Genomic DNA, 22662 nt, shown 5'->3' on the forward strand with positions numbered 1-22662 from the left:
GCGCCTTTCTCTAATCTATGGGTGTCCAGAATTGTTATTCTCCAGAATTGTTACAAGATTGGCTTTATTGACGATATGATTTTAAAGTACACAGCCAACCAATTAGGGACGAGCTCTAGCAGATAAAAAAACCCAGTATCAAACTGGGCTTATCAAGCTTAAATATCTAGTAAATTACCTTCAGACCTAGTCTGAAGTTGTCCTTTATTTTCATTTACAAGTATCGTTAAGAACCCAGCTAAGTCCCATTCTGTCTTCTTAACAGTTTCGGCATTGGAATCATAGTGATATACCGCATCATCTGATGCTGTCTGGATAAAGTAATATTGCGTCTCCGATATCAAAGAGAATACAAATGGTTTATTCAAGAAATCATAAAAGCCTTCCTCCTGCATTTGATTAAAAAAATCAAGCTGGAAGAGAATGTGCTCTCGAACCTTCCAAGACGGGCGATATAGTTGAATTACTGAATCACCTATAACACCGCCATCACTCTTACCCATCTCCCCAAGGAATGACTCTAACTGGCCTTTAATCTTGATATCATATAATCGTGCAATTTTTTTTAGCTCCAATTCAGAGTACCCTGAGCATTCTAAACCCTCGCTAACCATCCCTTCACTAATAATACTTTTTAAAAACTCACTACTCATGGATTAACTCCCGAACTACCTTCAAAGAATCGAATATTAAAAAACGGATTATTTGCAGCGAAGCTGCTGCTAGTTATCGTACAACCAGAGCACATTCCTGGATTAGCAATCGAAGTATTTTCCACGCCAACTGATATATTCACCTGCCTACCAGAATAAGTTTCCTGCATATAGCTCATCAGTTTTTGTTCTGCATGATTAAAATTCGTAGAACCATTTGGGCCATTCGGAACACTTGGAACAGCGCCACTATCACCTCTAATCACCTGATACTCAATACCATCTATTTTAACATTACTAGGTGCATTTCCTTTCCAACCTTTACCGCTAACCGCGAGCAAGTATTGTGTTTTCCCGTCAATTTCAACTGAACCAGCAGCAACAGATAAATTATTAGTATTACCACTGCGAACATAAGGAGATAAATTTCTTCTTACTAATGACGGGTTAATTGCTGCATCAGATATGTTGCTTAAGGCGCTTACTGATAGATTCTTAGGCAAGCTATTTGGAGCACCTCCAGCCCTAAGCGGATTAGCCCCCAGATCCCCAACAGCACCCCGCTGCGCTGCCATTCTACCACCTGAGGTTCTGGTAAGCGCATTTTCAAGCATCTGCCCTCCGGCCAAGCTGCCATGACGAGCTGCGCTAGCTGACCCACTACCGGTGATAATACCCACCACGGCACCGCCAACAATATCGCCACCCACCTTACCTATGGCTCCAGCTAGGCCAGACCGTTCATAGGTAGCTACGACCGAATCTTTGTACGTCACCGCACCATTAACCAGAGTTTCCCTGGCAAATTGAGCGTACTCGTGCTCCGGAGCGTATCTCTGTAGGGCAACCCCGGCTGTTAACTTGCCGGCGACTACCAGACCATCGGTGAAGCTTTCCCAATTCGCAGACTGGATATCACTGCCTAAAGCGCCAGTGAGCCCAAAGGCATACTCCACTGTATCGCCAAAGTTTTCAAAGGCGCCCCAGACAGCAGCTGAAAACTCTCCGAGGCCACGAATGGCACCGTTAGAGCTCTGCCATTCACTGTTGAAACGAGCTATTTCACCTTCACGCCAGGTAGAGTAACTATTAAAAGACGCAACCTGTTCAGAAAAGTCAGTCCCCCCTACACTCGCAAAATGCGAATTCGCAGCAGACGCTGCAACACCCGCATGGAAGTCATCCCAAACTGCCTGCACACCGGCCCTGGCCTGCAGGGTGCGTGCTTCATAATTTGCAAGCTTCGCATCTAGCCGACTATTAAAACCAGCGGAGTGCATCATCACCTGCGTATTCCGCTGGATCACCGAACTGTTAGACCAGTAGTCCCTCTCACTGCCCCAAATATCACTTCGGCTAGCAATAACCTGTACAGTTTCAAGATCACCTTCGCGCCCTTGATAACCCGTAATTGTTGTTACGTGTGCATCAACGCGCTCCTGTAACTCGCGCTCTCTAGCACTGGCTTTTTCGCCGCCAGTAACAGAACCCGCATCCAGACCACCGCCGGCAACCGGCTCACCATCACCGCCTAAGCGCTTGATCGAGCTTTGAGCAACTCCTGCAGCAGTGGCAATTGCCACACCACCCCAGTCAAAACTGTCACCCCAGATAGCGCTCTGCACCGATTCGTTGATCAGGGCTCCTGTGAGCTCCCGGCCTACATCCGCACCAAAGCTGCTGCCGCTCTGTAATACTTCACCCAGCACACCAGCTTCACTGGTTTGGGAGAAACCATCACTCAGGCCTGAGGCAACCCCAGAAGCAACCGCAGAAGTCGCCACGTTGCGCCAGCTAAAGCTCACATCCTTATTAAACGCTTTGTTAATGCCGTAACTGCTGACCGCAGTACTGGCTCCCAAAGCGGCAGAACCGACCCAGTTGAGTTTGGAGACCCCATCCACCATTTTGGTAAAGCTGTCAATTCCATTCAGGTAGCTGGCGGCGCCCACCGTTGCCATCGTGGTAAAGCCACCTATGGCGACATCGCTCCAACTAAAGTCCTCCTGCATCCCAAGGCCCATCGCCGTTACTTGACTGGCAATCGAGCCCACGGCACCCGCCACAAAGGCAGCCCCTAATCCCAGGGTACCTGAGGCAATAGCACCGGCACCCGCTGCCATCATGCTGCCGATGCTAGCACCGGCAACTGAAACAAAAGCACCGGCTGTAAATACCGTGGCCACCACCGCAACCACAATCACCAGGATCATACCCAGCGCGCCACAGCCACCATCATCCACCGGCGGTGGCGGCGGCACATCCGGCAGGGTCGGGGCGGTATCCCCCATCTGCAGGGCGCCGTCTACCGGGCGGAAGGTGTCACTGTTGTTGTGGATATTGGTAACCACATTCGGCAGTTCGAGGCGCTGGCCTTTGGTCAGTACCTCGTCGCCCTTCATGCCGTTGGCATCGGCCAGGAGGTACCACAGGCTGGAGTCACCCCAGACCATGGCGGCGATGCTCTGCAGGGTTTCTCCACCCTGGGCTTCGTAGCTGGAGTAGCTGGCCGTGGGGTAGTTGGGGTTGATCGGCTGGTAGTTCTGGTCGAAGTCTGCCGACTGCACCGCCTGCACGTGGTCGCCGTTGCTATTAAGGTGACGGTTGCCCGCTCCTTCAGCCTCGGCTAGTGCTTTAACGTAGTCGTAGCGGCTGGGCACCTGGTCGTTGCCCACATCACCGACGGCGTGGCCGTTGAAGTAGTAGAAGTGGCGCATCTCGCGGCCGTAGCTGTTCTGGCCGTCGTCATTGATCTCTTCGCGCACCAGGGTGCGGCCTTCCTTGTCGGTCACATAGGCGATGGCGCGCTGACCTTCGACGTCGTAGACCCGGCGGATATGGCCGTTGCTGTCATAGGTGTAGAAGGCTTCGCCGTTTTCCCAGGTCCGGCGCTGCTTGGGGTGTAGGTCCTTGTTGTCGGCGCTGATTACCACCGACTTGGTTTTGTAGCTATCCCACTTTTCGTAGGTGTTGTACAGCGTGGTCACCGTGGGGGCGGCGCCGTCTTCGGGGTAGGCGCTGGTGATGGTGGTGTCCACCGTCTGACCGTCACCGAGGAAGGTGTTGCGGCTGCGGGTGACTTCGTCGGTGACTAAACCATTCTCATCGTACTGGGTGGTGGCGTAACCCAGCTGGATACCGTCGGCGTTGTAGTAGTTGTCGGTGGCGCTGGACAGTTTGCCGGCGGAGTCGTACTCGTAGTAGGCGGTGACCTGCCCCGCATCGTTGTTGACGCGGCTGGCGCGCAGCACAAAGCCGCTGCCCTGGTCGATATGCACGGTGGTGAGGCGGCCGTTGCCGTCGTAGGCGTATTTCTCGCGGATACTGCCGTCGCTGGCGCGGCTGGCGAGATAGCGCTGGTCGAGGCCGTTGTAGGCAATCGCGGTGCCGGTTTTACCCAGAACAATCTGGCCGTTTTCAAACTCGCCGAGGGTGAGGGTGAAGCGGTTGTTTTTGTCGTAGGTGTAGTAGAACGATTGCGTCTTGCCGTCGATAGTGCCATCGAGATTGTCGACATAGCGGCCGTCGTAAACACTGCTGACGCTGCGGCGGTTGCCAAACACATCGAAGGTGTAGTCGATCTGGTAGGCGTTACCGTATTCGTCGTAGCCTTCGATATTGGTGATGCGACCCTGTTCATCGTAGGTGGCGTTGCTGTGCTGGTACACCACGCGGCCGAGGTTGTTGTACAGGTCGTTGGAGCGGTAGTAGAGCTCGCCGGTGCGATTGCCCGCTTTGTCGTAGCGGTATTCGGTAACGGCGGGGGCGACACCGTCGTTGGCGGCAGTCTGGTCGCCATCGGCTAGGCCGTTATTGCCGTAGTCGTAGGTGCGGAACAGGTTGCCGTTGTGGTAGTAGGTGTAGCGAATATCCTGGTTGTTGCGCGCTTCCCAGGTGCCGTCGCCACTCAGGGCGGTATTGCCGGTCTGGCGCGATAGCCAGCCGGCGTAGTTGTAGGCGTATTCGATACGGTGGCCGCCGAGGTCGTCGTGCCAGACGGCTTTGCCGAAGTAGTCGACCGCGTCACTGAGCACATCCTCGCGGGAGGACTGGTTCCAGTCGGTATCCACGGCGCCGCCCATACCGGACTTGGCGATAGAAGTGATATAGCCACCCAGCTGTACTTCATCGGCGGCGCCCTGTGCCTGCTGGCCGGTCGCGGCCAGTACATTGCGACTCACCGAGTCGCTCCAGGCGTAGGCATAGTCAGTGATCTTGCCGTTATAGCTCTTGTACTGCAGTACCCGGCCCATGCCATCGTAGCGGTAGGTCTCCTGGCCGACGGTGCCGCTGCTGTCGACACTGCCACCGCTGTTGAAACTGGCGTAGAGCACAGGGTTAGTGTCGCCGTAGAGGGCGTTGCGGTGGCGAATGCGGTTGCCAAACTCGTCGTAGTCCCACTCGTCGTAACGATTGGAGGCGCTATAGCCGTAGTCGATCGCCAGGGAGTTATCCTGGAAGCGATTCATTCGCACCAGTTGGTTGTTGGCGTCGTAGTGGTAGGCCACCTGGTAGTAAAGTGAACCGGTGCCGCTGCCGCGCTCATTGGCGTAATACACCCGCTGGCTGCTGCCCTTGAGGTTGCCGGCCTGGTCGTAAGCTTGGGTATCGTAATCCCCTATTCCGTCCTGGCTGGCAATCAATAAGCCCGCTTCATAGTCCTGCAGACGCACCTGTTGGTGCTGGGTGTTGTAGTTGGTAATTGCAGTGCGGGTGGCACTGCTGGCACCGGCGGCAGCTTCGGCCCCCACCTTTTCCATCACCACTTCACCAAAGGCATTGACGCCGTATTCGGTGGCGGTGTGGGCGCGGAACTTCGTCATCTGCTCGGTGTAGACGTCCGCTTCCGGCTTCAGCTCTTTGGCTACATTGCCGCGCTGGTCGTACTCGTACAGGGTGGCATTGCCGTTGTTGTCGATCGAGGCCACGGTTTCGCCGAAGGCGTTGTAGGTGGCGTGGTGGGCGATCAGTGTCTCGTCGTTGGCGGCACCGGTCAGTTGCAAGGCAATATTGCGGATAGCCTCGCGGTTGTACATGCCCACCTGTGAGTAAAAGACGGAGGTGTAGCTGTCGCCCTCGGAGGAAACGCTGTGGGTGTAAGTGTTAGTAGTGACGGTTTTGGTCACGGCATTAGTGATGTTAGTCACCGTACCGCCACTGTTGTTATTAAAATTACCCTTGGCGTGGTTTAGAACCGTGCCTTTCTGGCTATTGCTGCTGTAGGCCCACAGTTGAAACGCCAGGCTGGTGGCGCTGTTATTCATCGATGAGGTATCGACGTATACCCAGCTCTGCCCTGTGGGCACATCCACATTTTTGGTTTTGCCGTCGGCAACAAATTTAATCGACTCTGTGCCGGGGGGCAGATCGTAAACTTTGATCCTTTCTGGAGAGGTTTTAGATACACCTCCACCACCAGTATTTGTACCCCAAGTTTGACCGTTAGTGGTCATAGAAACGGTGACATCAGGGTAAGGATATTCTGTCCCTTTATGACTATCCCAAGGACCATCAACCGTATAGGTCCCATTACTGGTAACAGCGACAGATTTAGACCCTCCTCCATTAATTTTGATATTAATGGTGGCTCCAGTCGCATCTTTCAGCCCGGAAACAGTAAAAGTAACCTCGGCTTTAGCATCAAAGAGATATTCGGCTGGAACCCCAGGCCTAGCCTCCATGGGTTCTTGCCCCACTAGTTTCATCCGAACCGTAGAATAAGTAACCGTAACATCCCCATAGGCCTCTACTTTCCCCGGATAGCTCGTAGATTTAGTGCCCTCAGTTGCATAAGTAGTCTCTTTGATTTTCGCCGAGTCACTGTAAGCCAGACTCGTACTTCTCGAACTGCCCTGCTTCGAGGACTGATAGCCGGCAGACAACCAGAACTTATTTACCTCCGGTAAGTGCTCAAGGCCAACCCCTTCACCCGGCAGGCCCACGCTGCCATTTAGGCTGTCGGCGCTACCGCTGTACAGATCCACTGCGTGCAACACCAGTCCATCTGCGCTCAGGAATGTCAGCGATACTGCTGCTGCATTGCTGTTGAGCGCGATGTCCATACCATCGCTCCAGTTGTACTGGACGTTGTCCATCACCACCTGGCCACTGCTGTTCTTCGCCAGCACTTTGACCTTGGTGTTGTTGCCGAACACACTGGCCACATCGCTGCTGTCGAGACTCAGGGTGTTGCCATCTACCGACCAGTCCAGGCTCGGCATCACCTGCAGCGGGTTATTCTGTGCATCTTCGAGGGCACTGTCTGCGGCGCTGTCGTCCGCTTGCAGGAAGTCGCTGGTAATGTCGTAGTTGTAGGCGTTGGTGGTGATCACCACTTCGCGCCAGCCGTATTGGGTACCGTCTTTGGACAGGGGCACAAATACGTGTAGCTGTTCTTCCACCTCAATACGGTTGGTAAACACGGTGATTTCCCGGCCGCTGTCGAGAGTGACCTGACGGCTGGTGTAGTAGTGCCGGGTATCCCGTTCGATATAGCCTTGGTGGCTGCCCTGGCTGGTGCCGCCGAGCTGGTAGCTGGTGCTACCCAGCAGTCCGGCGAGATCAGTTTGCTGTTTGGCGGTGAGCCCGAGGTCTTCAAAGTTGAGGCGCGGGTCGTTGCTGCTCAGGTAGAACAGTTCATCTGTGTTATCCACCCAGGAGCGGGCACTATCCACGGCGGTAGCGCCGCCGGGGTTGCTGGCATAGCCTTCGCCTTCATTGCCCACGTAGCCAATATTGTTATCGCGCACAGTCTTCTGCGCGCGCTCGGCGGGCATGCTGTGTTTGTTATTCACCGCGGCATCAGCGGTGCTGGGCATATTGCTGTTGTTAAGGTTGACCCAGACCGTGGAGTTACTGGTGCTGTTGGTGGTTTTTTTGGCGGAGCCGATACCGGTAATCGTGGGATCTGTGCCCGCCTCAGAGTCCACACTATTGGTTACTTCGGAGTTGTCGTTATCCACATCCCAGCCTACATCCAGATCGGGGTTATCGCTGGGCGTCGCCAGCGGGGCTTCCACCACCGTAATCAGCTGGTCTTCCTGGTCGTACAGGCTGTACTTCCACTGGGTCTCACTCTGGGTGAGTTCGTTCATCGCCTGCCGCGCGGTTTGGATACCGTCCAGGCTGTCGTTGTTGATCGCGGTAATTTCTAACGAGGCATTGCCGTTTTGGTCGTACAGGTAAATACGCGGGGAGCCGTTGTCGGCGTTGGTTTTAAATAACCGCCCGAGTTCGTCGTAGACGTAGTACTCCTGGTATTTGCCCCCGATCACCGAGTCGCGCACGTCGGTATTAATGCCCTTGCCAACAATCTGGCCGTGGGTGTTGTAGGCAATATCGTGCTGTACCCGGCCACCCAGCTCGGTCTTATCGACGTTGTTGCTGCGGGCAATTTCGCGCCCGGCAGCGTCGTATTGCAGCCAGGTGATCACCTGGCTCCGGGCGTTGTCGATATCCGTCTGCGTCTGGCTCTGGTAGACGGCGTTGCCGAAGGCGTCGAAGTAGAAGCGGGTCTTGCCTTCGTAGTTGGCGTCACCGCTGTTTTCCCGCGCGTCGCGGGTCTCTAACCGCTTGCCGATCATGTTGTAGTAGTGGCTGGTAACCTGGTTGCCGCTGTCGTTGTGCACTATCTCGGCGGTGCGGTGGCCAAACAGGTCGTAGCGGTAGCTGACTGTGCCGCGCACGCTCTGGCCGCGGTAGTCGGTGTACTCGGCGCCTTGCATCTGCACCTGTTCGCCGCGGGCGTTGTAGCTGGCACTCTCCACGCGGCTATCTGCGGCATTCTCATCGCCGTCGTAGCGCACCGTGGTGATGGCCTGGCCGTTGCCGTCGTAGTCGTAGCGGGTGACCAGATCGCTGCTCACCTGGGTGATATTGAGGGCGGTGCCGGAGTTGCTGATGCGCGAGAAGGATTCACCTTTGATGCGCTCTTCCAGCAGCAGGCCGCGGCCGCTGTACACATACTCAGTGGTGCGCTCGTCGCCGCTGGCGATATTCGCCACCAGGGCGGCGCGGTTACTCGTGTAGAGGTTGTCGAGCCAGGCGTGGCGCGCCTCACTACCATCCTCCGCTTTAGGGGCGCCGAGGCCGCTAAAGTTAAGGGCGTCGGCGTAGCGGGTCTGCGCGGTGATCTGGCCGAGACCGTCGTAAAGATACTCGGTGACATAGCCGAGGCGGTCCACTTCCAGTACCCGGTTGCCGGCGCTGTCGTAGAGCGCGAAGCTGGCCTGGTCCTTGCCATCGATCTGGATAATGGCGTTGCCATTGGCGTCGTAGAGCGCTTGACTGCTCTGGGTGCTGCCGAGGCTAAAGCCGTTTTGCAGTTCCTGTTGGTCGCCACTGGTGGAGTCCGGGTCCACCAGGTTGTTGAGATCGAAGAAGACCCCGGCATCGGATTCGGTTTTGGTCACCAGGTTGTTGGCGTTGTACTGGTAATGGGTTGTGCGCCCGGTAGTAAATTCGCTGCCCTGCAGGGCCTGGGCGTCGGTGCGCCAGTGCTCGGCACTGTTGTCGAGATTGAGCCCAGTGAGGCTGCCGTCCCAGGCGCTGTCGTTAATGGTGAGGCGCTGGTCGTAGCGGGTCTCGCTGCGCAGGTTGCCGGCGGCGTCGTAGGTGCTGTAGGTCAGGCCGCCGTCCGCATCCAGGGCGTACACCTGTTGATCCAGGCGGTTGTAGCTGTAGGCGGTTGCCTGGACCTGGCCGTGCTGGGTGCCGTTGGCGCTGCCGTCGTCACTTAGGCTGGCATTCTGCATACCGCGCTGGCCTTCGTACACCAGGCGACCGAGGGCGTCGTAGCGGCGCTCGGTTACCGAGCGTATCCACACCGTACTAATGCTGCCGTCGAAGTCCGGGCTGTCCAGGGCGCTGTCGCTGGCACCGACAAAGGCGGGGCCCAGCAACGCCAGCAGCTGGCCGTTGTGGTCGTAGCGCATATAGCGGTTTTGGATGCCGTAGGCCGAGGTCTTCTCCTCCCCGGCGCTGACATCCCAGTAGTAGCCATCGCCCGCGAAGGTTTTATCGAAGGCGTTGTAGCTGTACTTGGTTATAGCGCGCACCTGGGTGGTGCCGGTGTTGTGATAGGTCAGCGTTGCAGCGTACTCCGGGCCGGTCTCCTGAATCACCCGCCCCTGGGCATCGTAGTGATAATCCGTGCGCGCGCCATTGGCGTCGATCACAGCGGTGCGGTTGCCGGCCTTGTCGTATTCATAGGTGGCGGTATTGGCGGTGGCGTGACCGTTGACCAGGTCGTAGCCGTGCTGGGTGCTGGTGAGCAGCTGGCCGCGGTTGTCGTACACACTAACGCTGTGGCGGTCGCGAATGGGGTCTTGCAAGTTGCCGAGCAAAGACTCCAAAGCGGCGCGGTCGAGCGCGGCAATATCGGTGCTGGCGGCCAGTGTCTGCGCGTAGGTGCGCACGTCGGTGGCCTGGCCGAAGGCGTCATAACGGTAGGTGGTAACGGCGCCATCCGGGGTCACCTGGTGGGTGAGCTGGTTGTTGGCGTCGTACAGGAAGACCCCGGTGTTGCCGTTGGGGTCGGTGGTGGCGACGATATTGCCAAAGGCGTCCAGTACCGTCTGGGTGCTGCCGCCGCGGGCGTCGATTTCACCGACCTTGCGCCCCAGCTGGTCGTGCAGCTGCTGGCTGGTATAGCTGGGGCCGCGGGGGCTGACCAGCGTTTCCAGTTCGCCGAAGCTGTTGTAACCAAAGTAAGTGGTGGCCACTTGCTCGTCGGCACCCATCTCTTCTTCGGTCGGGCTCCGCTCCCAACCCGGCAGGCCACTGGTTTCTTTCACCAAGTGACCCAGCTGATCAAAATCGCGGAAGGTTACGCGCTGTTCGGCCAGGTCCTTGGCTTCGGTCGTGCGCCAGATTTCCCCAAAAGCATTGTAAGCATGCTGGGTCACCACTCCTGCACTATCGGTTTCTGTATTTAAATTACCTCTGGGGTTATAGATATAGCTGGTACGGCGATCCTGGGCATGGGCCAGGGTATTGGTATTGATAGCACTCGGGTCGGCATTTTGCGCCACCGCCTGGCTGTAGTGGGTCTCACTCAGCACCTGCCCCAGGGTGTCGTAACTCCAGGTGGACAGGTAGCCCTGGGTCGTATTGCGCGGCACCTGCTTGTGGGTCAGGCGGCCGGCGGCGTCGTAGCTGAAGTAGGTCTTGAAGCCTCGCGGGTCGCTGATCTGGGTGCGATTGCCGAGGGCATCGTACTGGTAACTCTCAACGTAATTTTGCAGGGCGCCCTCCGCCCACACCTTTTCGGTAAGGCTGGCTTTGCGCCCGGCGGCGTCGTACTGGGTAACGATCACCTGGTCGTGCTGGCTGTTGGCACTGATGGCCAGGTCCGCGGCACTGAGGTCCGCCCAGCCGCTGGCGGCGGGCACAGCGATACCGTTGGCGTAGCGGATCACCGTCTCGGTGTCGTTGCTATCGTCGTAGCGGGTCTCGGTAACATAGCCGAGGCTGTCCACGGTGTGGGTGCGGCGGCCGGCGGCATCGTAAATAAAGGTGCTGTGGCGATTGTCTGCGGCTTCTGCGTTCAGATCCGCAGTGGTCTCGCTGGCCAGATTCAGGGCGCGGGCGTAGGCGATCTCACCGACCACTTCACCGCGGCTGTTGTACAGGCTCTCGGTGACATAGGCGTATTGCACCCCGCCCTGTTCGAACAGCCGCAGGGTATGGGTCTGGCGGCCGGCGGCGTCGTACTGGAAGCGGGTCTCGCGATCGTTACTGGTGTCGCGCACCAGGTCGGCCACAGTTTCGCTGGACGGATCTATCCTGTCGGCATAGCGGATCACGGCGCTGACACGCCCGGTGCTGCTGTACACCGTCTCCGTCACATATCCCAGGGCGTCGATGTTGTGGGTCAGCTGGCCGTCGTCGTTATACACATAACGGGTGGTGCGGTCCCACTGGGTATCACTGACCAATGCTGTCAGTGAACCGATGTCCAAGATTGCCGGCATGGCATAGGCACTCCCGTGCCCCGTGCTGAGTGTGAGCTGCCCGGCGGCATCGTACTGCTTCTCGCTCACGATATATCGCATGCTGGCATTGCTAAAATACATCGGACTCAGCACATAGCGCTCACGGCCCAGCTCGTCGTAGACAAAGTAGGTGCTGTGCCCCAGGGCATTGGTCATCGCGGTGCGGTTGCCGGCCTGGTCGTACTCGTAGCGGGTGGTGATGGCGAGGCCATTGGGGTCGAGGGTCTCGCTCAGTACCCGGCCCAGCTCGTCGTAGCTGTAGGCGGTGGTGCGCTTGATACTGGCGCTGCCATCGATACCGCCACTGAGGCTGCCCTCCTGCACTTCCAGCACATTGCCCTGGCCGTCGTAGCGGTACTGGGTCAGCAAATTAAGGCCGGAGCCATCGCTGCTGGCATCGACAATGACCCGGCTCACGCGGCCATTTTTATCGTACTCGGTGCGCGTTGCGCTGCCGCTGGCATCCACGGTTTCCTCATAGCGGTGGCCGTAGCGCTGGGTGGTGGTCAGGTTGAGACCGCCCACGTCCTGGGTGCGGGTCAGTACCCGGCCCTGGGGGTCGTAGGTTAATTCGGTGCGCACGCCACTGGCGTCGACACTGGCGGTGAGTTGGCCGGCGGCGTTGTACTCGCTGCGGGCGCTGTTGCCGAGGGCATCGGTGGTGTCGGTCAGGTTGCCCTGGGTGTCGTAGTCGTAGCGCGCCTGGCGCAGCCAGCTGTCTCCAACCTTGATGGAGACTTCGAAGGTCTCGCCGTGGACATTGCTGACGGTGCGGGTCTGCACGCCCTCCGGGGTGGTGACGGTCTGGCTGCGGTTGGCGTCGTCGTATTCGTAGCGGGTGCTGCGGCTCAGCGCATCGGTGCGGGTCAGTACCCGGCCGAAGGCGTCGTAGCTTAAGTGGGTCTGCTGCGCCAGGGCATCGGTCTGGGTCAGCAACTGTCCCAGGCGGTCGTAGGCGTAGTGGGTGCTGTAACCCCGCGCATCGGTACTGGATACCGCTTCGCCGAAGGCGTTGTACACCGTACTGGAAGTAATGCTGGCGAAGGGACCGCTGCTCAGTTGCGCGCTGCTCGTTTCCAGTTCGCCGCGGCGGCTGTAGCTAAAGTCGGTGACTGCCTGGCGGCTGTTGGCAACATCTATCGCCTGGCTTAAACGGGTGCGCTCGCCGAAGGCGTTGTACTGGGCTGTAGTGACAAAACCTTCGCCATCAGTGCTGTTGTCCACCAACCCGCGCTGGGTGTAGACGGTGCGGGTGACGGTGTCTTCACCATCGGCGAGGCTCGCCGCCAGGTTGTCCAGGGTGGCGGCATCGCCGGCCAGGCCCAGGTTGTTAAACGCCGTATTGCTGAGGCGGCTGGCGTACTGGCGGGTGCCGGTCACTTCACCGAAGGCGTTGTGGCTAAAGCTGCTCAGCTGCCACTCGAGGCTGTTATTACCGGGGTTGAATACCGGTGCCAGGCTGTATTTCAGCAGGCCGTCGGCACTGTAGGCAAAGTGGGTGGTGTAGCCGTTGGCATCGGTGCTGCTGATGCGGCGACCGCTGTCATCGTAGCTGTGACTCAACACCACCCGGCCCTGGTGGTCCCGCTCGGCGATCACCCGGCCCTGGACATCGTACTCAAACTGGTAATCCCGCGCCTCGCTGTCGTTGGCACTGAAAGTGGGGTCGCCCTGGTAGTTGTCCAGGTAGTTATCCAGGATCGAGCCGCTGGCCATAATGCCACTGCGGCTGCTCGCCAGCTGACCGCCGGCGGTGTAGGTAAAGGTGCTGGTGTTGCCGGAGGCATCGGTGGCGTGGGTCACCTGGTTGCGCCCGTCGTAGCGCCATTCGCTGATGCGGTCGGCACTGGAGGCCTGCGGGCGCAGCTGTCCTGGGATATCAGTACCCGCGGCTTCGAGGGTGTCGGTGAGGATCTCTACGGCACCGATACGGCCACTGCCGCGCACGGTAAACCAGTCGATCTCTTGTAGCTCTACACCTTCGTCAAAGTAAGCGATATCCGCCTGGATATCCCGCTCAAAGGTCTGCCAGTTGCCGTCCAGGTACTGGTCTTCCAGCGGGAAGTTATAAAAAGTGAATCCATTGCTATCGACAAATGTATAAGGCTCGTTAATCGATGAACGGTAAGCGATATAAGCATTACTAGTGGCAGAAGTGCTCACCCGGTAGTAGAGGTTAGCGCTCCCGGTCAGCTTGATTTGCGCAGAGGCAATGGTGCCATCGGTAATATTCCAGCTGGCAAACCCGCCGTTATCACCGATACGCAGGCGGAAGCCATTATCGGTACCACTGCCCGTCAGTTCGATCACACTGCGGCGCAACTGGCCATCGTAGACTTGCTCAACACTGGCGCCAGTAGGGTTATTGTCATAGAGCTGCCAGTTACTGGCATCGATATTATCGCCGCTATTAAAACGGTGACGCACAAAATCCACCCCGCCCAGACTGAGCCGTGCGGGATCCCCCTCCACCGCGGCTAAAGCGCTGTCCAGATCCCCTAGAGCCGTGGCGTACTGAGTGCTCTTCACCCGATTGCCGGCTACATCGTATTCGTGCTCGGTGACATAGCCTTCGGCATTGATCTCCGCCACCTCGCGGCCCTGGCCGTCGTAGAGCCAGTAGTTGCTGCGATCCGCCGCCGGGTCTGCGGCGGGGCGCAGGGTCTGCAAGGTGCCGCTGTTGAGCCAGTGGCTGCTCTGTTCGTAATCCGCTACACGGTTGGCGTAGCGGGTACTGGATACCAATTGGCCGGCGCGGTTGTAGCGGTACTCGGTGAGATAGCCCTCCGCATCCAGGGTGGCGGAGACCCGACCGGCATCGTCGTAGAAGCTGCGCCCGATGCGCGCATCTGCCAGGTCCACCCCGGTGGCCGTTGCGCTGAGTGCCTGGGTATAGCTCTCGCCGGCGGCCAGGGTAAAGCGCCCCACCCCGCTCTTGCTCACCGGGACGCCGTCCACATCCAGGGTGTAGGACAGCTGGTATTCATACACGCCGTTGGCGTGGACATCTTTGTCCAGCTCCACGGTGCCGGTGGCGGGGTCGAGGGACAGTGCTTCCCACTGACTGCTCCCCAGCGGGCGGATCGACAGGCTCACTCCGCTGGCGCTGTAGGCTTCATCCAGCCCCAGGCTCAACTGCGGGTTGGTCACCGACTGCAGCTGGCGTCCCACCTGCTGTTGGAAGGTGGCATCCACTTGGCTGCTGCCGTCGATATAGTGGCGGGTTACCTGCACGCTGTAATCGCCGTCGGCGAGGGTCTCGCCCACCAGCAGGTTGAGGCGCCCGGCAAAGGAGCCGTCGCGCAGGGTGGCGGGATCGATCCAGGTTTGTGCCGGCTGTGCGCTGATGGGAGAACCGGTGGCGTTGTCGATTACCACGGTTTCCAGGTAGGCGATGTCCGCCGCTTCGGCGGCGCTCAGGTAGCCTTCAAGGGCATAGCCTTCGGCGCTGCTGCGCTCATAGCTGGGTAGGTCCCAGCTGGCGGATTCGGTACCGCTGTCGTTGGCGGCAAAGGTACCGGACAGAGTGCGCAATAAACGGTCGTTATCGCTGAGGCCGTTGCCGTCGGCATCGCGGTAGGTGGCGATACGGTATTCGTAGTCGCCGGACAGTTCATAGCCCAGGTTGGCAGTGAAGTCGCTGCCGTTTTGGTTGACCAGAGTGCTTTGCCAGCTCTCACTGCCAACCCGGCGGTATTCAAGATGAGTAACCTCTGCCGCTGTTCCACCTTCAAATATGCGGAAATTACGAAAGCTGCTATCCCCCAGCTCCCGGTTTATATCTTTATCATTGGCAAAATAGAGCGTTGAATGCTCACCCAGAAACTGCGCCCCCAATTGGCCAACCGGGATGCGATAACGCACCCAGCCATCCCCGACAGAGTACGTTTTATAGGTGGAGTTCATTGTTGACACATTTTGTGTGCCGGCTAGCTGCACAAAACCCTGGTCTCGATACTCCCCATCAACATCAAACCCAAAACCCTGGATTTCAGCTGCTGAGTCACTTCTAAACTCCAGCTCAACAATGGTGTCTTCTGTAATCGTGTAATCAAAAGCGATGCCTTTCCAGGCGTTGCCGGTAAAACGCAGTGTGTCGCCGTTGGCACTGATGGAGTAAGACCCGATACCGTCTTGGGTCCCCTCTCTGGGGTTATCAATAATGCTAACGCTATTAAAATTAAAGTTTTCCCCGGAAGAGTTGGCGGTGGTCAAATTATCAGACCACTGAAATATTTGATCCTGCGCTGACTGCTCTCCCACTTCCACCGGGAAAGCCGCTCTCACACTGCTGCTACCATCATCGTAGTGCAGGGTTAAAGTCACGCTATAGGACTGGCCCGCGGTCAATTCACTGCCTATCGCTAAATTGACTTCGCCGTTGTAACTGCCAAACAGTTGCGGATAAGTTTCAGCAGTGGAGACCAGCTGGCCGTTGCTATTTTTAACTTGCGCGACAATTTTATTGAGGGCGGGGTCGCTGCCGATAGAAACTGGATAACCAGTAATAGCGTGACCACTGCCACTTTGCAGGGAGACTACGGTGTACTCGAAATCGAAACTGCTGGCTTTGGTAACACCTTTACTCACTGTCAGCGATGGGCTTCCTGTGGTTTGCTTTACGGTTACACCATTTTGTTCATAGCGAATACGGAAGTCATAAGTGCCCTCTAAAATAGTCGCATCATCTACATCACCGAGGACCACTTTGAGATTATTGCCATCCTCTACGACAGGTACCGATTGCCAGTTATTGGGCGATGCCTCATATTCGAAGATGGTTTTACTAACCGATGGAGGGCGCGAACTGATCGGCCACTGGAAAGAGGTGGGATGGTATTCGGTTTGGGTGCCGATTTCGTAGTCGAAGGTATTGATACCAACCTGGTCGCCTTCAATATCGTAGGTGGTTACCTCTACCTCATAGTGACCACTACCCAATACCTGATCAGTATCTAAATTTAAGTGGCCGTCATAGGAATAATCATTCGGATTCTCACTCTTGAGCCATTCAAGATAATCAGCAGGATACGTCGAGGCGGTAGATACAAGAGCACCACTTTTCTTATCCAAAACCCGTACATCGGCACGGGAAATTGTGCTGGCTAACGCTTCAGAAAAATACCCCAAGACTTCTGTTGAAGAGCTTTTTTCAATATAGCGAGTGGATTCAAATTCAAAAGAAGCGGTAGCCGTACTGCTATCGGTGGTTCTTCCGTCCTTATCAACAACAAAAGTGCCTGAGGCCGATTTAACAGCCTGGTCACCGTCGAGATACTCAATCAAGTACTCATAGGTGATTTTTTTATCAACAACACCGATCACACCAAGGTCGGCAATATGATTGCTACCGTCAACTACGGGAGAAACATTGGTCCAATCATCACCACTGCCATTTACGCGATATTTAAAAACAACTGCGGTCCCATCAGGCTGGGTAGATCCGGGCCAAGAAATCTCCGTTGGTTTATATTCGTATTGATCGCCAATTTCATAATAAACTTTTTTGGACTGTACAGCTCCGTTAATCGTCAGCGTAATGTCATATTGACCATCTGGAAGTTTGCTGCCAGTTCTAAGGTTTATCTTTCCATTCCAATTAAAGCCATCACGCTCAATATCTTGTGGGTAGGTATAGGCAGTATACGAAGCTCCTGTCGCCTTATTTACAGAAACTGCCTTAATAGTTTGAATATTAGAAGGAAGGCTGTCCGTGTAATACTTAATAACTGAAGAGTTACTACTAGTATTTGTAGTGGCAACCCCTTTAAATGAAGTGCTTAAGCTCTGGTTTGAAGTTGCAATAGTAGAGAATGTGCCTTCACCACGCATCCCAACTTCATATACGCCCCCTTGATAATTACCATTCCGGTAATCAATGCGAAAATTATAGTTACCAGAGCCAGGGTTATCAAAAACTACCGTATTGGTATGGCCACTAGAGGTAAAGCTCCTAGATAACCAATTGGAAGAGGAAGTTGATTTATAATAAAACTTGGTAGTTTTAGACTGTCCATAAGTGGGATCGGTCCATTTTATTCGGGTGCCAACGTTGAAAGTTTTTGTTTGTGTGTATTTGTTCCCTCCAACTGTGAATGTCATTAAACGCGGAGGTACAGTATCTTCCCAACTGGATTCTGAACGATACTCTTGCGCGACTACTTGCACCTTGTAATTTCCAGCAGGCAGATTATCGCCATAAAGCGTTGTGAGATTTACACTGCCATCCCAAGTTCTAGAGGAAACTGTATACGAAAAGGTGCCATCATATCCACTTGGCAGTGCACCATCATTTCTAGTGACTGTTACAGAGATCTTCCAATTTTTAAATTTATTATTGACAGCATCAGCTGATCCTGTTCGTGCTGTAAACGCTCCCGCTTTTAACTTGGTAGAAGCATTAGTTGAATTAACATTACTATGTTCACGATAAACAGAAACCGTCTTGGTCTGGTTAGAAGGCGCGCTGACCCGTGTATGGGCCGTTGTCGAATAAGTATAAAGCTGTGAGGGATCGTTTTTCTCTATTTCCGATCTAACCGACAAAGTGCGGTTATCCGTATCCGTAAACTGCTCCGCCACAATCGCCGTGCTGGCATAGGTATAGGGCTGTACCGGCGGACGGGTATAAGCAGTAGTAATGGCACTGCCACTCACCGTTTCTGTGTGCGTATTTTCGACCCGCGCATTGGTGGTGCCACTTAAGGCATAGGGATTTTGCGCCGGGCGCGTGGTGGCGGATTGGCTGAGGTCGATACTGCCGTTTTGATTGACAATACTGCGCTGGTTAAAACCGAGACTGTCCGCTTGGGCGTAACTCTGCTGTGGGTCCAACCATTGGGTGGCGCTGTCACTGGTAACGTTGAGGTGGGCGTTACTGGCGGCGTACTTTGCCGCTAGGGTGTCCGTGGTTTCTCCCTGAGGATTTTGTATTTTTACATCGTACTGGGTGGTGCGCAGCACCTGTCCCTGGGCGTTGTATTGGGTTTCGCTCAGGTAACCTTCGGCATCGATAAGAAAGCGAACCTGGCCGGCGTCGTCGTAGTATTGATAAGTACTGCGATCACTGTCGGGGATCGCTGTGGGGCGCAGGTCTGCCAGGGTAATACTTTGATCGATACCGATCACTTGGCCGTCGTTGTCTTTCTGCAACAAACTCTGTAATTGGCTGCTGCTGAGTCGGTTGGCGTAGTGGGTGCTTTGTACCTGACGGCCTTCTTCGTCGTAGTGGAATTCGGTGATGGCGCCGGAGGCGCTGATCACGGCTACCATCTGGCCTTTGTCGTCGTAGAGGCTGTGGCTGATAGCACCGATCGCGTCCTGGGTGGCGCGGATACGCCCGAGGGTGTCATAGAAGAAGCGGGTTTCACCCAGGGTGGCATTGCCGTTGGTGGTGTCGTGGCGGATTTCGCTGATCAGGCTGCCGTTGGTGGCGTAGCTGCGGGTGATCTGCAGGCCGTCGGCGTCGGTGCTAATCACCTGTGATTGGGCGTCGCTGTACAGGGTGGTGCTGGTATGTCCTTCGGCATCGGTGCTGCTGAGCAGCCGGCCGAGGCCGTCGTAGACGTAGCTGGTTTTATAGCTGCTGGCATCTTGCGCGCCGCCGCGGGGGTCGACGGTGCTGCGCAGTTGTCCGTTGGCGTCGTAGACCGTGTATTGGGTGGATTCACTGCCGTCGGCAATGCCCTCACCGTCACTGCCCACGGCGCTGTAGGCGGTCACACTGTAGACCTGGCCGCGGAAGTCCAGGCGGGTGTCGCTTCGGCGAGTGGCGTTGTGCAAGCTGTTGGCTTGGATATCACTCTGGGTGTTTTGCACCCAGCTGGTGAGGGTGCTGTAGGCAAAGTCGACGGGGTTTTCGGCACTCGCTTCGCTGTAGTTGGCGGCGTCGAATTGGTCGAAGTAGCCGTGTTGTAAGTAGGTAATGCCGCTGACGGTGCGGGCGGGTATGCCGTGTTCGGCATTCTGTGCGGCATCGCTGTAGCGGGTTTCCTGTACCGTGCCGTCGTGGCCGACCACAAAGCGCAGGCGCTGCTGGTCGTCGTAGATATAGTGGGTAACCCGGGCTTCGCTGGGTTGCTCGGCGCCGGCACCATCGGGGTCCGGGCGCAGGTAGACCGTTTCTTTGCTCAGCTGGTTATAGCTGTCGTATTCGCGCTCGACCGTATTGCCCTGGGCGTCGCGCACCAAAGTCTGGTTGCCGCGGCTGTCGTATTCATACGTGGTGGTGTCACCACTGTGGTCGGTGAGACTCAGCAGGTTGCCGTCGGCGTCGTAGCGATATTGGGTCAGCTCGCGCACGCCGTTTTGGTCGGCGGGGGCTTTCATCTCGGTAATGCGCCCGGCGCTGTCAAACGTCAGTTCGGTTTGCACCCCTGTCCAACTGCCACCACCGGCTTCCGGGTTGTCGATTTGGGTGATCGTGGTTTTATTGCTGCCCAGGTCGTAGCTGTAGGTGGTGATGCGGCGGTCGCTGTTATCAAACTCCAGCGCCATGCCACTGGAGGCTACCCGGCCGCTGTGCACTTCGGAGATACGGTAATCCCCCTGCCCGTCCACATCCGTATAGTAAAAGCGCATCAGGCTGCCATCACTTTGCAGCACCGTGGCAACGCGGGTGCTATCACCGTCGTATTCGTAAGTGGTGGTGTACACATTGCCGTCGGCAATACTGCTGTCCTGCGGGGACAGGTCGACGGTAACAGTTTCCAAACGGCCTTGGGCGTCGTAGCTGTAGTGCAGGCGCTGCTCTGTGGTGCCGTCGCTGCTGACAGTCACTCCGGTAACGCGAGTGCCGCTATAGGTAATCGCGAGTGTCTGGCCTGCGGCGTCGGTAACCGTGTCCACCAGACCACTGCTGTTGTGGCCAAAAACGACTTGGCGGCCTTCGGCATCGACACGGGCCACCATTTTCCAGTTGCCGTTGATACTGCCGTAGACTTCTTCAACGCGACTGGAGCCCTCGCGCCAGACCCACTGGTTGTTGCCGCTGTCGAACAGAATCTGGTCGTGGGCGCCGGCACCATCAGAAGAGATATAGGCCTGGAGGCTGGCATCGTAGCGGTAGATGGTCTCGGCCCCATCACTGCCGATACGGGTAATCTGGCTACCCGGCTGATTAGGGGTGCCGACCAGGTTGGTCAGCTGGTTGGAAAAGTTAAAGCGGAAGCCATCGTTGTTGTCGCCATCCAGTTGCCCCTGGCTGTTGTAGGTGCGGAGCAATGACAGATCCAGGCCTGAGGCCGCGACAAATTCATCCTGCTGGCGCAGTACCAAATTGCCGGTGGAGGCGTTGACATAAATGGATTCACGTCCCTGCCCAAAACTTGCCGAACCCACCCCTGCCTGTGTGCTATTAAACAGACCCAGAGCTTCCCCACTGATAACGGCGACCATAGCTTTACCCTAAAATATCTAACCTGTACTGACGTGCTCACCCTGAGATGTCGTCAGTTTTTTACTTTCGTTTAGATATATATCCGTAAATTCACCCAAATCGTACAGGAGAAATTTAGATAAATTTTTGCAAGCATGAATTCACAGCTATAGCCAGTATGCATGGCTAACTATCCACACATACAATCCCAGGGTGCGAGGAGCATTAAATAAACAAAGAGAAGTAGTTTTACCGTGATAAGAAGGCTAGCTGCGATGGCGTATGACGGGTAGAATGCAATCGAGTAACAGGAGATATCCATGTCATCAAAAATCAACGACGATCTTGACGCTGAAGAACTATTCCATTGCGCAATTGAGGCAAGCAGCCTGAAATACCATGACAGAGCTATTGAGCTACTAAAACGCAGCATCTCAATTGAAGACCACCCCGCAAAACGCCTGTTTCTTGCTGCCGAACATGCTGAAATTAAACTGTATGATCGAGCTATTGAGGGTATGCAAGCTGCAATCTCTATGGCTCCAGAATTATGGATCGCACACTTCCAGCTGGGGCAACTCTATTTAGTAACACAGGAAATTAGTGAAGCTAAAAAGGTATGGGAGCATATCGTCAACTCAACAAGCTCTCCTAGATACTTTCAAGAATTCGCACGAGGGCTCCTAGCGATAGCTGACGGCAATACAGAAGATGGCGTTGAACAGCTACGAGGAGGAATTTTAGAAAACAACGAAAACCCTGCTCTAAATAAGGATATTGAGAAAATCATTGAAGCCACAATTAATCAAAACGCTCCTCAAGAGGAACCACAGGTAGAAGACGAAGAAAACAGCGCCGTAAATAAAATGCTGCTTTCTAAATACGGACAAAATTAACCTATGAAAATAACTACGGATCAAAATCTTACAACTCTTTTAAACAAACTAAATGCACCATCCCGACAACGAAAGCAGTCACCACCAAGAGGAGGAAGTTCAGAAAACCCGACCACGAGCACACTGGACGTTGATCAAATATTACGAAATAAGATAACGGAACTCTATAGACACGGAGAGAACCTAGAGTCCTTAAAGAAAAACTTCATCAGCACAATTCTTGCTATTGAGTTCGAACAGAAAATTCCTATTGAGAACCTGCAGTCAATGATTACATCAATCACTGAAGTTATGATCTCCGATAGCAAGGTGAACTCCCAACTTGAAATTCTGATTCAAGCCATAGTAAAAGAAAAACAGACCCCCTAAGTTAGAACGACCCAAAGCAGTCAACCCTTGGCATCGCCTCTGGAATTAAAGCCCGCATTTACACAGCCTATCTACCCATTCTCGAAAACTAGTAACAAAGTACAAACAATTCCAACCAAAAAGCACAGCCGCCAATTGCCAAAATTCAGCCCCCGCGAAAAGAAAAAATTTAACAAATCATACAGAAATAAGCCTAATTACCTTCAGGCTAACCGACTTCGCAGGAAGGTAAAGACCTAGAGAGCATTTCTCTACCACCTCGCGGTAACTATAACGAACCTCTAACTCGCATCAGCCCGCGTTAGGTAAAAATATCAACAGACCATAAAGTATTTATAGCTAGAAGAAATCACTTGATTTTTAACGAGTTAGAG

Annotated in this window: 4 protein-coding genes; 2 read left to right on the forward strand and 2 right to left on the reverse strand. The window is 55.4% G+C overall.

Features of this window, described 5'->3' with window-relative positions; all coding sequences use genetic code 11:
- Positions 1-158: 158 nt before the first annotated feature.
- Both ACJJIR_RS17410 and ACJJIR_RS17415 read right to left on the reverse strand, forming a co-directional pair.
- Entirely contained in the window at positions 159-653 is a 495-nt protein-coding gene (locus tag ACJJIR_RS17410) for a hypothetical protein (protein ID WP_444906294.1), read from the reverse strand.
- Complete coding sequence (locus ACJJIR_RS17415; protein ID WP_444906295.1) at positions 650-21043, reverse strand: hypothetical protein; 20394 nt, start codon at positions 21041-21043, stop codon at positions 650-652. Before ACJJIR_RS17415 ends, ACJJIR_RS17410 begins: the two co-directional genes overlap by 4 nt.
- Positions 21044-21343: 300 nt before the next feature.
- Here ACJJIR_RS17415 and ACJJIR_RS17420 point away from each other — a divergent pair, with 300 nt between their 5' ends.
- Positions 21344-21919 carry a hypothetical protein gene (locus ACJJIR_RS17420; RefSeq protein WP_444906296.1) on the forward strand — a complete coding sequence of 192 codons (576 nt, stop codon included), beginning with the start codon at positions 21344-21346 and terminating at the stop codon, positions 21917-21919.
- Between the two features lie 3 nt (positions 21920-21922).
- On the forward strand, positions 21923-22288 hold the full coding sequence (locus tag ACJJIR_RS17425) for a hypothetical protein (protein ID WP_444906297.1): 366 nt from the start codon (positions 21923-21925) through the stop codon (positions 22286-22288).
- Positions 22289-22662 lie beyond the last annotated feature (374 nt).

This window comes from Microbulbifer maximicatervae (SeqCode), from assembly GCF_052467385.1.

Coding starts and splice junctions, on each gene's coding strand:
- ACJJIR_RS17410 (WP_444906294.1), bottom strand. CDS start 653: ATGAGTAGTGAGTTTTTAAAAAGTATTATTAGTGAAGGGATGGTTAGC.
- ACJJIR_RS17415 (WP_444906295.1), bottom strand. CDS start 21,043: ATGGTCGCCGTTATCAGTGGGGAAGCTCTGGGTCTGTTTAATAGCACA.
- ACJJIR_RS17420 (WP_444906296.1), top strand. CDS start 21,344: ATGTCATCAAAAATCAACGACGATCTTGACGCTGAAGAACTATTCCAT.
- ACJJIR_RS17425 (WP_444906297.1), top strand. CDS start 21,923: ATGAAAATAACTACGGATCAAAATCTTACAACTCTTTTAAACAAACTA.